Source organism: Streptomyces sp. NPDC005931 (assembly GCF_042871235.1).
Taxonomy (GTDB): Bacteria; Actinomycetota; Actinomycetes; order Streptomycetales; family Streptomycetaceae; genus Streptomyces.
On sequence record NZ_JBIAIG010000007.1, the window covers coordinates 211,107 to 225,033 of the forward strand.

Consider the following 13,927-nt stretch of genomic DNA (forward strand, 5'->3'; position numbering starts at 1 on the left):
TCTCGTGGCGACAGGCGAGACCGGATTCAGTGACGTCGTGTACGACCTCATCTCCGTTCAGTACCACTCGCTGAAGGCGGGGCACGACTACGGCCAGTACGTGCGCGACGCGGAGAACGCGGACCAGCAGGAGATCGCCGACTTCTTCCGCACCGTCATGGAACAGGATGCGGAGCGGGCGGCCCGCTGCCACCGGTTCCTGGCCCAGCTGTCCGGCACCGAGCAGGCGGGGCCCGCTGTCACCTGACACGCTGCCTTGCCGGAGGCGCGGGGGTGCCCCGGGCGCGGAGCCCGGGGCACCCCCGCGCGGGTCGGCGTGGCCACCGCCCGGCCGTTCTCCGCGCCACGCCGCGCGCCCTCCTGACCGGCCGCGCCCCCACCGGCTGCGGCTCGCCCCCAGAGGCCGGGGGCCGATCCGGCACCTACTTGGGGTCCAGCACCACCTTCTCGTCCGGCACAGGCGCAGGCCGCGCGCCGGGCCCGCGTCCGGCGACGCGCATGGCGACACAGGCGCCCAGGTACAGCACGGCGACGACCAGCAACAGTGCCTGATAGCCCGTCACCAGGGCCAGGTACTCGAGCGCGCCCCCGGTCAGCGCGCCCAGCAGATTCGCGCCGAACGCCGAGGTCGGGTCCGCGGCCTGTGCCAGGCGGTCCGAGAAGATGAGGTTGGCACAGAAGATGGGGGCGAAGGCCAGGGCGATGGCCGCGGCGAGGCGTCCGGCGAAGGGGAGCGAGAGCACGGCCTGTGCCGGGACGAGCCAGGCCACCGCCAGGGACGCGAAGAGCAGCAGCTGCAGCAGCAGTTGGTTGACCCGCCGCAGTCTGCGCCGGACCTCGACCGCCGCGAGGACGGCAACCAGGACACCGAAGAAGACAAGGGCGTTGACCAGCCAGGTGGTGCCGAAATACAGCGCGAAGCCGGTCACGCTCTTCGTTTCGAGCAGCATGAAGGCCGCCCCCAGCAGGAACATGTCGGTGTAGCGGACCGTGCTGCGGATACGCACCCCGGCCAGGCGCACCGACAGCAGCGTCACCAGCAGGATCGCCCCGAGGGCACCCAGGTAGAGCGTGGGAACGGTGCGGTGGAGCAGGTACGGGAACGGGTGGTCGTCGGTCGCGGCCGGCGGTACCGCGCCACTGGGTCGCCACGTCTGCTCGCACGACTGGTCGGCGGGGGTCATACCGGTCACCAGCACGGCCGCGTTCCTCTTGAACGTGGTGATGCAGGGTGCGTGGCCGTAGACCTCGTCGAGGCCGCCGGCGAAACGGTCGACCAGCCAGCTCTTCCGGTAGTAGTTGTACATGGCGAACGCGCCGTCCGGGGCCAGGTGGTCCCGCGCGGCCTCGAACGCCTCCCGAGTGAAGAGGTAGCTCTCCAGGCGCAGGTTGCTCGCGCCGGCCACCAGAGTCAGCGAGTCCGGCAGGGCCAGGACGATCAGGTCGTACTCGGTGTCCGTGCGTTCCAGGAAAGCCCGTCCGTCGCCGATGTGGACGTGCACCCTCGGGTCGTCGTACGGCTTCGCCGGGTGCAGATCGGCGCCGATCTCCTGGAGACGGGGGTCGATCTCGACCGCGTCCACCCGTTCGGCGCCGTGTGCCAGCGCGACCGCGACGTCGTTGCCGTTGCCGGCGCCGATGACCAGGACGCGCTTGTGCGGGTTGCGGGGCGTCCGGTCGTAGGCCTGCCGGTAGGGGGAGTTCTCCCGCATCAGCACCGGGAGCGGTGCGGTGCTCTGGTGGGGGACCCCGTTGGCGGCGATGCGGTAGGTCCGGTTCGCGGTCGTCGAGGGTTTGAGCTCGATCTTGTAGTAGGGCGACCAGGAAATGCCGCTCGTGGTCGTCTCCAGGAACAGCGCGGCGACCATGGCGGTCAGGGGGATGCCGTAGAGCAGGGTGTTGCGCCGCCCGCCGAGGACCAGCAGCGCCGCGGCGGCCAGCAGGCCCCAGGCGACCGAGGGTGCGCGCAGCCAGGACAGTGCGGCGAAGGAGACGGAGCCGGTGATGCTGCCGAGCAGGTCGTAGCGGTAGGCGTCGAGTGAGGGAAGCTGACGGAACAGATCGGCGGTGATCTTGCCGATGCCGGCCATGATGACCGCGGTCAGCAGGAAGATGGCCGGCAGGGTCACCCACTCGGGGAGACCGGTGGCCTTCACCGCGGTGAAGTAGATGACCTCGCTGCTGCTCTGGCGCACCTGGACCGGATACTCGCGCACCAGGACGACGAGGAGTGCGAGCGGGACCGGCGTCCAGCGTTTGAGCCACTGTCCGCGCGCGGCCGGGATCAGGAACCCGATGCCGATGCCGAGGAACGATCCGAGCAGGATGAAGTTGGAGAAGTAGCTGAGGTGGACGACGTTGGCGCCCGCCCATCTGATCAGGGCCAGCTCGACGAAAAGCATGGTGGTGCTGGCCAGTACGAGCCGCCAACGCACCGAGCTGACATTTCGCCCGGATTCGGTCCGCTTCATGCGGGTTTACGGTGCCATCTTCGGTGCGGCGCGTCGAGATGCCCTGCCGATGTCACCGCACCACCACTCCTTCCGCCCGCACGCCAGACGATTTCGATTCTCGTCTATGTTGACGTTTCTCGATGCAGAGCGCACAGTTGATTCCACGAACGTCGATACAGAGATCGGCGTCGTCCGATCATTCGGGAGTGGAGTCATGAGCGAGCTGTCCACCGACCTGCGGGAAACCGTCCGCCGCCGTTACGCCGCAGCGGCCGTGCAGGTCATCGAGGGCGGTACCGCCTGTTGCGGACCGCAGCCCGTCGAGATCGACGAGACCTTCGGCGCCGCCCTGTACACCGCAGACGAGCGCGGCGGGTTGCCCGCGGAGGCCGTCGCCGCCTCGCTGGGCTGCGGCAACCCGACGGCCGTCGCGGAGCTGCGCGAAGGGGAGCGCGTCCTGGACCTCGGCTCCGGGGGCGGGATCGACGTTCTGCTCGCCGCCCGACGCGTCGGTCCCACCGGCAGGGCGTACGGGCTGGACATGACCGACGAGATGCTGGCCCTGGCCCTGGCCAACGCCGAGAAGGCGGGCGCGACGAACGTGGAGTTCCTCAAGGGCACCATCGAGTCCGTCCCGCTGCCCGCCGGCACCGTCGACGTCGTGATCTCCAACTGCGTGATCAACCTGTCCGACGACAAGCCGGCCGTCCTCGCCGAGGCGTACCGCGTACTGCGGCCCGGCGGCCGCATCGGCGTCTTCGACGTCGTCGCCGACGACGGCCTCACCGCCGGGCAGCGGGCCGAGCGCGGCGACCACGCCGGCTGCATCGCCGGCGCCCTGTCCTTCGCCGAATACCACGCGGGGCTGGAAGCCGCCGGTTTCGTGGGCATCGACATCCGTGCGACGCACGCGGTCGCCGACGGCATGCACGCGGCGGTCGTCCGCGCCACGAAGCCGGCGGCTTCCGGTGCCGCCTCCCGAGCGGCGGCCACCGCGGACGCCTGCTGCGGGGTCGACGCCTGTTGCACCGCCGGTGAGACCTCCGCCGACGCCTCCTTGACCGTCGCTCAGGCCAAGGCGGCGTCGGGCTGCGGCTGCCGGGACTGAGACCGCACTGCGCGCCGAAGGTCCCGGCCCGCACCACCGCCGGCCGGTGTGTTCCCGGGACGGGAAGCATCGTGACCGGCGAGCGGGAGGGAGCGGGCCACGGCCGGACACGGACCCGGGTCACCCGGGAAGGGCCAGGTTGCGGTGGCGGGACGCGACGACGCCCGCCGCCGCGAGAACCGTGAACGCGACGAGAAGGGCAATGACGGAGGACGCGCCGATCGCGGCGGCCGGCGCCCTGGGGGTGTGGGTGAACGGCGAGAGATTCTGCGCCCACTGGGGCCACTTCAGGGTCGGAGCGAACAGCGGACCCAGCAGCACGGACGCCATCACGACGGTCCAGGAAAATGCCCCGGCCCACCGCGGCAGCAGCCCGACCACCGCGACGACGAGCCCACCGAGCGCCAGGATCGCCGGCAGCTGGGCGAGTGCGGCCGTCGTCAGGTCGCCGAGCTGTCCGGCGGCACCTCCGCCGAGCGAGCGGCCGGCCGTCAGCCCCATGCCGAGGGCGAACAGCAGCAGCAGTACGGCGGCACCCGATGCGGCGTTCAGGATGTGGCCCGTCGCCCACCGGGCCCGGCTGACCGCGGTCGCGAGGACCGGCTCCAGACGGCCCTCGGTCTCCTCGGCCCGCATGCGCAACAGGACCTGCACCACGTAGACCGCGGCGGCCATGCCCGCCATTCCGATGATCGAGGTGCGGTAGGCGTCCACGATCTCGCCCGTACCGCCCACGCGCGCGTACCAGTCGCGTGCCGCACCCTCCATGTCCTTGACCTCACCGCCGATGGCACCGAGGACCAGGCCGAATCCGAGCATGCCCACCGCCCAGGCGAGCAGGGCCCCGCGCTGGAGCCGCCACACCAGCCCGAACGGGCTGAGCAGCCCGGGAGCGGCCTCGGTACGGCCGCGCCGCCCGGGGAGCAGTCCCCGGCCGACGTCCCGGCGGCGCACCAGCGCACCCGCCACCGCGAGCAGGGCGGTGAAGAGGCCGGCGAAGAGCGCGAGCGGCCACCAGTGGTCGCCGCCGAACGGCCTCATCTGCTGGCCCCAGCCGATCGGGGACAGCCAGGCCGGCCACGCGCTGACCACCCGCACACCGCTCCCGTCCACCCGGCCGAGCATGTTGCCGACACCACTGAGCAGGAAGGCGATGGCGAGGACCGCCACCGCGATCCCGTTGGCGCCGCGCGTCGTGGACGACAGCTGCACGGCGATCGCGGCGACGCCGGCGAACACAACGCCCACGGCGCCGACCGAGGCGCCCGCGGTGAGGGAGCCCGCCACCGGCTGTCCGTTCAGGATCATCGCCAGGCCCAGCAGCGCCGACAGCACCACGTTCGCCCCGACCGCGACGACGACTCCCGCGGTGAGCCCGGCGTACCTGCCCACACCGGTCGCTCCCAGCAGATCGGCGCGCCCGGTCTCCTCGTTCTGCCGGGTGTGCCGCACCACGGTGAACGCGCTCATCAGCGCCGCGAGCACGGCGAGCGTGAGATGGCCGCGGACCAGTGTGTAGCCCCCGACGCTGGCGCCGGAGGCCAGGCCGAGCATGCGCATCGCCGCGTTGCCCGCCATCAGTTCGGTCTCCTGGACCACGTCCTGGCGCGTGGGCATACCGCTGACGCTCATCGCCGTGATACCGGCCGTGAAGAGGCTCAGCCCGAGGATCCAGGCGGCAAGCGTGAAGCGGTCCCGCCGCAGTGCCAGCCGGGTGAGCGCGAACGTGCCGGTCCGACCGGCTGCCGTCCCGGTCATGGCGTCCTCCCCGGGACCGTCGCACCCACCGGCACTTCCGGAGCGCCGATGTCCTCGCCGTAGTGCCGCAGGAACAGCTCCTCCAGCGTGGGCGGCGAGCTGGTCAGCGCACGGACGTCCAGCGTCACCAAGTGCCGCAGCACATCGCCCAGATCACCGGGGTCGACACTGAACCGTGCGCGGTTGCCGTCCGTGCTCACGTCGTGCACCCCCGGCACCCGGCCGAGGCCGTCGACCGGCTTGCCGGTCTCCACGGTCACCGTCGTCCGCGTGAGGTGGCGGAGCTCCTCGAAGGTCCCCGACTCGGCGGCCCGGCCCGCCCGGACGATGGTCACGCGGTCGCACAGCGCCTCCACCTCGGACAGGATGTGGCTGGACAGCAGCACGGTGCGGCCGGTGCCCCGCAACTCCTGAACGACCTCCTGGAAGACCGCCTCCATGAGCGGGTCGAGCCCGGAGGTGGGTTCGTCCAGGAGGTACAGCTCGACGTCGGACGCGAGGGCCGCCACCAACGCCACCTTCTGACGGTTGCCCTTGGAGTAGGCGCGGCACCGCTTGCCCGGGTCGAGCCGGAACCGCTCCAGCAGTTCGGCCCGGCGTCTCCGGTCCAAACTTCCCCGCAGGGTGCCGAGCAGGTCGATCACCTCACCACCGGTGAGGTTGGGCCACAGGTTCACCTCGCCCGGTACGAACGCCAGCCGGCGGTGGATCCGGACCGCGTCCCGCCAGGGGTCGCCGCCCAGCAGGGACACCGTGCCGGCGTCCGGGCGCAGCAGCCCCAGCAGAACCCGCAAGGTGGTGGTCTTGCCGGCGCCGTTCGGCCCCAGGAAGCCGTGCACCTCCCCGCTCTCCACCGTCAGGTCGAGACCGTCGAGCGCCCGGGTCGTACCGAAGTCCTTGACCAGCCCGGATACCGAGATCGCCGCGCACACGTCTGCTCACCTCATCACGCGGGAGCATCCTCGCCCTCAGGACCAGCGTCGGTCCGGTGAGCGGCGCGGCGGTAGGGCCGCACGCCCCGGGTCCGCCGGCCGATCGTCCCGCCGTTCGCGGGTGCCGCTCCGGCCCGGCCGCCCGGGCCGTTTCCCGGTCGGCGGGTCCGCATCCGGTACGAAAGGGTTCCAGCGGCGTTCATCCGATGGCGGGGATGTCGATCCGACGCCTTCCCCGTACACCGGTTGGCTGGGCGGCCGGAGTCGTCCTCCCGTTTCTCATCAAGGAGCAGCTGTGGAACGTCGTAATTTCCTGCGCGGTACGGTGTTCGGTGCCTCGGCCGCCGTCTTCGGCGGCACCCTGATGCACGGCGCCGCCTACGCGGCCCCGGCCCAGAACGGCACCAGCCCGTACGGTGGCCTGCTGGCCGCCGATGCCAACGGCATCATGCTGCCCGGCGGCTTCTCCAGCAGAGTCGTCGCCCGCTCCGGCCAGACGGTGCCCGGCACCTCGTACACCTGGCACAACGCCCCCGACGGCGGCGCCTGCTTCGCCGACGGCACGGGCTGGATCTATGTCTCGAACTCCGAGATCTCCTCCACCGGCGGGGCCGGCGCCGTCAGGTTCAACTCCTCCGGCACCGTCACGGGCGCCTACCGGATCCTGTCCAACACCAACCGCAACTGCGCGGGCGGGGCCACCCCCTGGAACACCTGGCTGTCCTGCGAGGAGGTCAGCCGCGGCTACGTCTACGAGACCGACCCGTGGGGCGTGAAGGCCGCCGTCCGCCGCGACGCGATGGGCCGGTTCAACCACGAGGCGGCCGCCGCCGACCCGGTGCGCAAGGTGATCTACCTGACCGAGGACGAGTCCGACGGCTGCTTCTACCGCTTCGTCCCCACCACCTGGGGCAACCTGTCCTCCGGCACCCTCCAGGTCCTCAAGGCCGGCACCGGCACCTCGGGCACCTTCACCTGGGCCAACGTGCCCGACCCGGACGGCTCCCCCACCTACACCCGCGACCAGGTCTCCGGAGCCAAGATCTTCAACGGCGGCGAAGGATGCCACTACGCCAACGACACCGTCTGGTTCACCACCAAGGGCGACAACCGCGTCTGGCAGCTCAACCTGCTCAACAGCACCTACGAACTCGCCTACGACGACAACCTGGTCACCAACGGCACCGCACCACTGACCGGCGTCGACAACGTCACCGGCAGCTCCTCCGGGGACCTGTTCGTCGCCGAGGACGGCGGCACCATGGAGATCTGCATCATCACCCCCGACGACATCGTCGCCCCCTTCCTGCGGATCACCGGCCAGTCCGGCTCGGAGATCTGCGGCCCGGCGTTCTCCCCCGACGGCAGGCGCCTGTACTTCTCCAGCCAGCGCGGCACAACCGGCACCTCCTCCGGCGGCATCACCTACGAAGTCACCGGACCGTTCCGCACCACCGCCTGAGCGCCACGCTTGCCCGCGGCCGCCACTGCCCGGTGTGGCGGCCCGGTGCCGCCGGTCGGGGATCGGTGGGGCTGCGCGGGGACTGTGCCCCATGTCGTCGTGACCCCCGCTGAGTGCTCCGGTCCGACCCCGTCCGCCGGTCACGACGACACCCCTTTGCTTCCGTGGACGGTGCCAGCGCCGCCGGGTGGCCCGGTGCCGGTCGGCACGGGACGCTCCGGCAGGAGCGGGGCCGGCCGCGGACCGGCGAAGCGCGTGACGAGCGGGCCGACGACCGCCAGGATCAGGACGTACGCGGTGGCCAGGGGGCCGAGCCTGTCGTTCTGGGCGCCGGCCAGCGCGATGATGACGAGGGAGAACTCGCCCCGGGCGATGAGCGCGGTCCCGGCTCGCAGCCGCCCCTGCCGGCCCGCGCCCTCGCGTGCGGCGGCGTACCAGCCGACCGCCACCTTGCTGACGGCTGTGACCGCCGCCAGGGCCACGGCGACGGGAAGCACGGGCAGCAGAGCGCCCAGACTGACGGACAGCCCGATGGCCAGGAAGAACAGTGCGGCGAACAGATCACGCAGCGGGCCGAGCACCGTCCGGGCCCGGTCCGCGGCGTCTCCCGTGAGGGCCAGCCCCACCAGGAAGGCGCCGATCGCCGCGGAGACGTGGACCGACTCGGCCAGCGCGGCCACGATCAGGGTGACGCCCAGGACCCGCAGGAGGACCTGTTCGGCGTCCGGGGGCGACACCAGCCGTCCGAGGTGGCGGCCCCACCAGTGGGAGGCTGCGAGGGCGAGGAACACCGCGCCCACCGCGAGCAGCACTCCCAGCAGCGCCTGCGGCCAGGTGCCACCGGAGACGACCACGGCGAGCACGGGCAGGTAGACGGCCATCGCGAAGTCCTCCAGCACCAGCACGGACAGGACCGCCGGGGTCTCCCGGTTGCCCAGCCGCCACAGGTCGCCCAGGAGCCGCGCGATGATGCCGGACGAGGAGATGTACGTGACGCCCGCGAGGGCCAGAACGCCGCCCGCGTCCCATCCCAGGAGCCAGCCCGCCAGGGCGCCTGGCGTCGCGTTCAGCACGAGGTCGGCGGCGGCGGACGGCAGGTGGCGGCGCAGGCTGGCGGTGAATTCGGGGATGGTGAATTCCAGGCCCAGGGTCAGCAGCAGCAGGACCACGCCGATGGACGCCGCCGTCTCCACGAACTCCCCCGCCGCCGGGACGGGAGCGATGCCTCCGGTGCCCAGGCTCAGGCCCGCCACCAGGTAGAGCGGAACCGGGGAGAGCGCGAAGCGCCGGGCCAGGGCGCACAGCACGCTCAGAGCCGCCAGGATGACGCCGAGTTCCAGCAGCAGCGCGATGGAGGTGTGCACCGGCTCAGCCCCGGATGATCTGTTCCACGCCCGCGATCCCGTCGTGGGTGCCGATCACCACCAGCACGTCCTCGGCACGCAGTACTTCCTCCGGTCCCGGTGACGCGATCACCTCCTCACCGCGGACGATCGCGACGATCGACGCACCGGTGCGCGTGCGCGCCCGGGTCTCCGCCAGGGGACGGCCGGCGAACGGGCTGTCGGCCCGCACCTCCACCTGCCCGGCACTCAGACCGGGCACCTCCCGGGTGAGATCGGCGAAACGCTCGGCGATCCGCGGAGCACCCAGGATCTCGGCGAGGGTGTCGGCCTCCTCGCCGGTGAGCCGCAGCAGGGGCTGGGCCTGGTCCGGGTTGTCCGCCGTGTAGACGACCAGCTCGAAATCGCCCGTTCGCCGGGCCACGACGCCGATCCGGTCGCCGTCGCGGTTGGTGAACTCGTAACGCAGTCCCACACCGGGCAGGAGCACCTCGTTCACGTCCATGGGTCCATCATGGCCGCTGTCGTGTGCGCGGACCGGCCGGTGGTGAGGCCATTCGAGGGGTTGCGGACCGGGGCGGTCGGGCGCGCGTCCGTACGCCGCGCGGACGGGGCGGCCGCCACGGGTGCGATCACGGGGATGCGGACGGAGGTCGTCACTCCGGGGGTGGTGGACGGGGGATCCGCTGCCCGCACGGCCGTCGCCGGGAGCGGGGGCGCCGCGCCGGCGTCCCGTGTCGCGCGGCGTACAGCCGGAGGTGGACCGGCGCGTACAGCCGCCGCGCCCGATTCGCGGCCTTTCACCACACGTGCGAGGCTGAGTCGGTGAGCGGTGATCACGACGGCGGGATCCCCGCCGCCCGGGACACCGGAAGGAGTTGTGCCCCGATGATTCCTGTCACGACGTCAGCCGTACGTATCGAGGCGTCCGTCGATCCCCGGCTTTCCCGGTGGATGTGGCTGGTCAAGTGGCTTCTCGCTCTTCCCCACTACATCGTGCTGTTTTTCCTGTGGATCGCGTTCGTGCTGGTGACGATCGTCGCGTTCTTCGCCATTCTCTTCACCGGCCGTTATCCCCGGGCGCTGTTCGACTTCAACGTCGGGGTGATGCGCTGGAACTGGCGTGTCAGCTACTACGCCCACACCGCCCTGGGCACCGACCGCTACCCGCCCTTCACCCTCGCCGAGGTGAAGGACTACCCGGCCCACTTCGACGTCGAGTACCCCGAGCGTCTCTCCCGCGGACTCGTCCTGGTGAAGTGGTGGCTACTGGCGATTCCCCAGTACATCGTCGTCGGGATCCTCGTCGGCGGCTGGGGCAGCGACGACGGCTGGCGTTACAGCGGACTCATTCCCTTCCTGTCACTGGTCGCCGTGATCGTCCTCGCGGTCAAGTCCCGTTATCCCGGGCATCTTTTCGACCTCATCATGGGACTTGCGCGGTGGGTTGCCCGGGTCAGCGCCTACGCCGCGCTGATGACCGACCAGTACCCGCCCTTCCGGCTCGACATGGGCGGCCCGGATCCCGCCCCCGCACGGGCGGGAGCGGGCTGACCCGGCGGACCGCGCCGACCGCTGCCTCACGGCCCCGCTGGGCTCGACAGGCGACCGTACACGGGGCCTTCTATGCTGGTCCTGATGGGGTCGCTGCCGGCTTCGCCCAGGCGGCCCGGTCTGCGGCGCACGTCTCCTCAGGCGGGAGTAGCCCCATGACACACCCGTCCACGCGGCTGCGCAGCGGGGTCGTCGCGGCCCTCACGACGGCGCTGCTCGCGGTGCCCGCCGCGGGAGGGGCCGCCGGTTCGCTGCCGCCCGCCGCCCCGGCCGTCGAACAGCCCTCGCCCTCCCCCTCCGGGGACGAGGTGCGTGAACTCACCCCGGCCGTGCGGCGCCAACTCGACGCCGCCGTACAGCGGGTCATGCGGGAGGCGAACGTTCCCGGAGTCACCGTGGGCGTGTGGACGCCGGACCGGGGCGCGTACGTGAAGTCCTTCGGCGTCGCCGACCGGAACACCGGCCGGGCGATGACACCGAACCTCTCCATGCGCATCGGCAGCGAGACCAAGACGTTCACGGTCACCGCGCTGCTGGAGCTGGTCGACCAGGGCAGGATCGGGCTGGACGACACCATCGGCCAATACGTCGAAGGGGTTCCGAACGGCGACAGGATCACCCTGCGCCAACTGGCCGGTATGCGCAGTGGATTGTTCAACTACTCCGAGGACGAGGGCTTCTTCAAGGCGCTGACGTCCGACCCGTACCGGCCGTTCACACCGCGCCAACTGCTCGACTACGCCTTCCGGCACCCCGTGCTGTTCCAGCCGGGCGAGAAGTTCTCCTACTGCAACACCAACCTGATCCTGCTCGGCCTGGTCGTGGAGAGGATCTCCGGCCGGTCGCTGGCGGACTACATCAACGACACCATCCTCGACCCGGCCGGCCTGGATCACACGCTGTTCCCGACCGGCAGTGAATTCCCGACCCCGCACGCGCAGGGCTACACGGACCAGACCGCCACGGGCCGGGTCGAGGACGCGGCCGACTGGAACCCGTCGTGGGGGTGGGCGGCCGGTGCGATGATCTCCCGGCTCGGCGATCTGCGGGTGTGGGCGCGCACCGTGGCCACCGGTCAACTACCCAACGGCGACAGGCTGATCAGTCCCGCTCTCCAGAAGGAGCGCCTCACCACGCCCTCGACGCCGATCCCGGGCAGCGGGTACGGCCTCGGCATATTCGACGTGCAGGGCTGGATCGGGCACAACGGCTCGCTGCCGGGCTATGAGTCGCTCACCGTCCATCTCCCCTCCGTGCAGGCCACCCTGGTCGTGGTGCTGAACACCGACATCGACCACCGGGGCCAGGAGCCCAGCACGCTCTTCGGCAACGCGATCACGAAGATCATCTCCCCGGACCACGTCTTCGACCTGCCCGCTCAGCCGGCGGCCAGGTGAGCGGGACGCCTGCCGCTTCCCGGCGGACGCCGGCGGACGGGAAACGCCTGCCGCTTCCCGGCGGACGCCGGCGGACGGGAGCGGCAGGCGGTGACCACCAGGAGGGACGCCAGGCGATCCGCGACCCGCCGCCCCACGTGCGACTACGGCGTCACTGGGCTGCGCCGGGGGCGGCGGGCGGGCCGACCGTGACTCCACCGTCCAGGACGAACTCCACTCCGGTCGAGAACGTGGCGTCGGCGACGACGAACAGCACCATGCGGGCCACCTCCTCGGGCTCCCCGAACCGCGGAAGGGGCTGGGCGGCCGTGAAGGAGTCGTCGAAGTCGGCCGTCATCGCCGTGCGCACCACGCCGGGGTGGACGGAGCAGACCCGGATGTCCGGGGCCAGGTCGAGCGCCGCCGCCTTGGTCAGCCCGCGCACACCCCACTTGCTGGCGACGTACGAGGCGATGCCCGCGTATCCCGTCATACCGGCGATCGAGGAGATGTTGACGATCACCCCGCCGCCGGCCCGGCGCAGCGACGGTGCGGTCGTGCGCATCCCCAGCCACGGGCCCTGGAGGTTGACGTCGATGACCCGGCGGAACGCTTCCGGGCTCTGCTCCTCCACGCTTCCCCACTCGACGATCCCGGCGTTGTTGACGAGCACCGAGACCGGTCCCAGGGAACTCTCGGTCTCCCGCACGACCGTCTGCCATCCGTCCTCACTGCTGACGTCCAGGTGTGCGTAACGGGCCGGGGCACCGAGTTCCGCCGTCAGCCTCTCCCCCTCGTCGTCCAGGACGTCGGCGACCACCACGGCCGCGCCCTCGGCTGCGAACAACCGGGCGACGGCGGCGCCGATGCCTCTGGACCCTCCGGTGACGATCGCCACCCGTTCGTCGAGCCGTCCCATCGTGACCTCCTCAACCATGGCGTGCCGAGGGCCGGAGCCCGTTCGGCCGCGTGCGGATGCTGCTGCCGTTCCGCGGGTGTCCGCGGGTGCCGGACCGCGGAGCCCCGCGTCGTCGGCACGGTACGGCGGTCATGCCCGCTGCGGCACCACCGCCACCGGGCAGGCGGCGTGGTGCAGCAACGCGTGGGCCACCCTGCCCAGTTGCAGCCCGAAGTGGCCCTGGTGCCGAAGCGCCCCCACGACGACCAGGTCCGCCTCCGAGGACGCGTCCACCAGAACCCGGTGGGCGGGGCCCTCGACGGTCCGGCGGTGCACCTCGAGTTCATCGAGGCCCGCGTCGTCCCGGGCCGCGTCGCTCAGCACCTCGGACAGGAGCGCCGAGGCCCCCTCCTCCTGGGAACTGACGGCGTCGTCGGCGATGAGCGGGTGGTCCATGTGCTCGTGGGCCGGACGGCGCCAGGCCCGTACGGCGTGCAGGGCACCACCGCGCGCGGCGGCCTCGCGCGCGGCGAACCGTACGGCCGTCGCGGCCTCGGCGGAGTCGCCGACTCCGACCACCACCCGGCCGAAGGCGCCCTGCCGTTGCTGGTCCCCGCCCCGGACCACGACGACCGGGCACACGGCGCGGGCCGCCACCGCGAGGCCGACCGAACCCAGGAGCATTCCGGCGAGGCCGCTGCGGCCGCGCGAACCGATGACCACGGCGCTGGACGTGTGAGCGGCGTGCAGCAGTACGGACACGGCGTCGTCGGGCAGGATGTCGCTCGACACCTTGATCTCCGGGTTGCGCAACCGTGCGCGTTCGACGGCGGACGCGGCGATGTGCTCGACCTGGACCTCCTCGGCCGGGCGGCCCGTTCCGAAGGAGGGCCGGCCGCCCTCGTACCGCTCCCACAGGGAGCCGTGGACGAGCCGCAGCGGCAGGCCTAGGCGGGCGGCCTCGTCCACCGCCCAGTCCACGGCCCGCAGGCTGGAGTCCGACCCGTCGATCCCCACCACGAGGGGAAGATCCATGCTCACCG

12 protein-coding genes are annotated in these 13,927 nt (G+C 71.7%); 5 read left to right on the plus strand and 7 right to left on the minus strand.

Annotated elements, in window-relative coordinates; all coding sequences use genetic code 11:
• Nucleotides 1-4: 4 nt before the first annotated feature.
• Nucleotides 5-247 carry an acyl carrier protein gene (locus ACFYOV_RS18835; RefSeq protein WP_389089080.1) on the plus strand — a complete coding sequence of 81 codons (243 nt, stop codon included), beginning with the start codon at nt 5-7 and terminating at the stop codon, nt 245-247.
• A 175-nt stretch (nt 248-422) separates the two neighbouring features.
• On the opposite strand, the gene ACFYOV_RS18840 is transcribed toward ACFYOV_RS18835, so the two are convergent.
• Entirely contained in the window at nt 423-2,471 is a 2,049-nt protein-coding gene (locus ACFYOV_RS18840; protein WP_389089081.1) for a spermidine synthase, read from the minus strand.
• Nucleotides 2,472-2,667: 196 nt separating this feature from the next.
• Here ACFYOV_RS18840 and arsM point away from each other — a divergent pair, with 196 nt between their 5' ends.
• Nucleotides 2,668-3,561, plus strand: coding sequence for an arsenite methyltransferase (gene arsM, locus ACFYOV_RS18845; RefSeq protein WP_389089083.1), 894 nt, complete (start codon nt 2,668-2,670; stop codon nt 3,559-3,561).
• A 120-nt stretch (nt 3,562-3,681) separates the two neighbouring features.
• Here the strand turns inward: arsM and ACFYOV_RS18850 are convergent, their stop codons facing one another.
• Together ACFYOV_RS18850 and ACFYOV_RS18855 are read right to left on the minus strand one after the other, a co-directional pair.
• Nucleotides 3,682-5,319 carry an ABC transporter permease gene (locus tag ACFYOV_RS18850; RefSeq protein WP_389089084.1) on the minus strand — a complete coding sequence of 546 codons (1,638 nt, stop codon included), beginning with the start codon at nt 5,317-5,319 and terminating at the stop codon, nt 3,682-3,684.
• On the minus strand, nt 5,316-6,251 hold the full coding sequence (locus ACFYOV_RS18855) for an ATP-binding cassette domain-containing protein (protein ID WP_389089085.1): 936 nt from the start codon (nt 6,249-6,251) through the stop codon (nt 5,316-5,318). The genes ACFYOV_RS18850 and ACFYOV_RS18855 overlap by 4 nt, the downstream gene beginning before the upstream one ends.
• 295 nt (nt 6,252-6,546) lie before the next feature.
• On the opposite strand from ACFYOV_RS18855, the gene ACFYOV_RS18860 reads away from it, so the two are divergent.
• Complete coding sequence (locus ACFYOV_RS18860) at nt 6,547-7,713, plus strand: alkaline phosphatase PhoX (RefSeq protein WP_389089087.1); 1,167 nt, start codon at nt 6,547-6,549, stop codon at nt 7,711-7,713.
• A 140-nt stretch (nt 7,714-7,853) separates the two neighbouring features.
• Here ACFYOV_RS18860 and ACFYOV_RS18865 read toward each other — a convergent pair whose 3' ends face one another.
• Nucleotides 7,854-9,077 (minus strand): cation:proton antiporter, encoded by a 1,224-nt coding sequence (locus ACFYOV_RS18865; RefSeq protein ID WP_389089088.1) that lies wholly within the window; start codon nt 9,075-9,077, stop codon nt 7,854-7,856.
• Nucleotides 9,078-9,081: 4 nt separating this feature from the next.
• Nucleotides 9,082-9,561, minus strand: coding sequence for a cation:proton antiporter regulatory subunit (locus ACFYOV_RS18870; protein ID WP_389089090.1), 480 nt, complete (start codon nt 9,559-9,561; stop codon nt 9,082-9,084).
• A gap of 383 nt (nt 9,562-9,944) precedes the next feature.
• Between ACFYOV_RS18870 and ACFYOV_RS18875 the strand changes: the two genes are divergently transcribed.
• Nucleotides 9,945-10,610, plus strand: coding sequence for a DUF4389 domain-containing protein (locus tag ACFYOV_RS18875; protein WP_389089091.1), 666 nt, complete (start codon nt 9,945-9,947; stop codon nt 10,608-10,610).
• 155 nt (nt 10,611-10,765) lie between these two features.
• Entirely contained in the window at nt 10,766-12,007 is a 1,242-nt protein-coding gene (locus ACFYOV_RS18880) for a serine hydrolase domain-containing protein (protein WP_389089092.1), read from the plus strand.
• 151 nt (nt 12,008-12,158) lie between these two features.
• Here ACFYOV_RS18880 and ACFYOV_RS18885 read toward each other — a convergent pair whose 3' ends face one another.
• Together ACFYOV_RS18885 and ACFYOV_RS18890 are read right to left on the minus strand one after the other, a co-directional pair.
• Nucleotides 12,159-12,905, minus strand: coding sequence for a glucose 1-dehydrogenase (locus tag ACFYOV_RS18885; protein WP_389089094.1), 747 nt, complete (start codon nt 12,903-12,905; stop codon nt 12,159-12,161).
• Between the two features lie 129 nt (nt 12,906-13,034).
• Nucleotides 13,035-13,919 (minus strand): universal stress protein, encoded by an 885-nt coding sequence (locus ACFYOV_RS18890; protein WP_389089095.1) that lies wholly within the window; start codon nt 13,917-13,919, stop codon nt 13,035-13,037.
• Between the last annotated feature and the right edge of the window lie 8 nt (nt 13,920-13,927).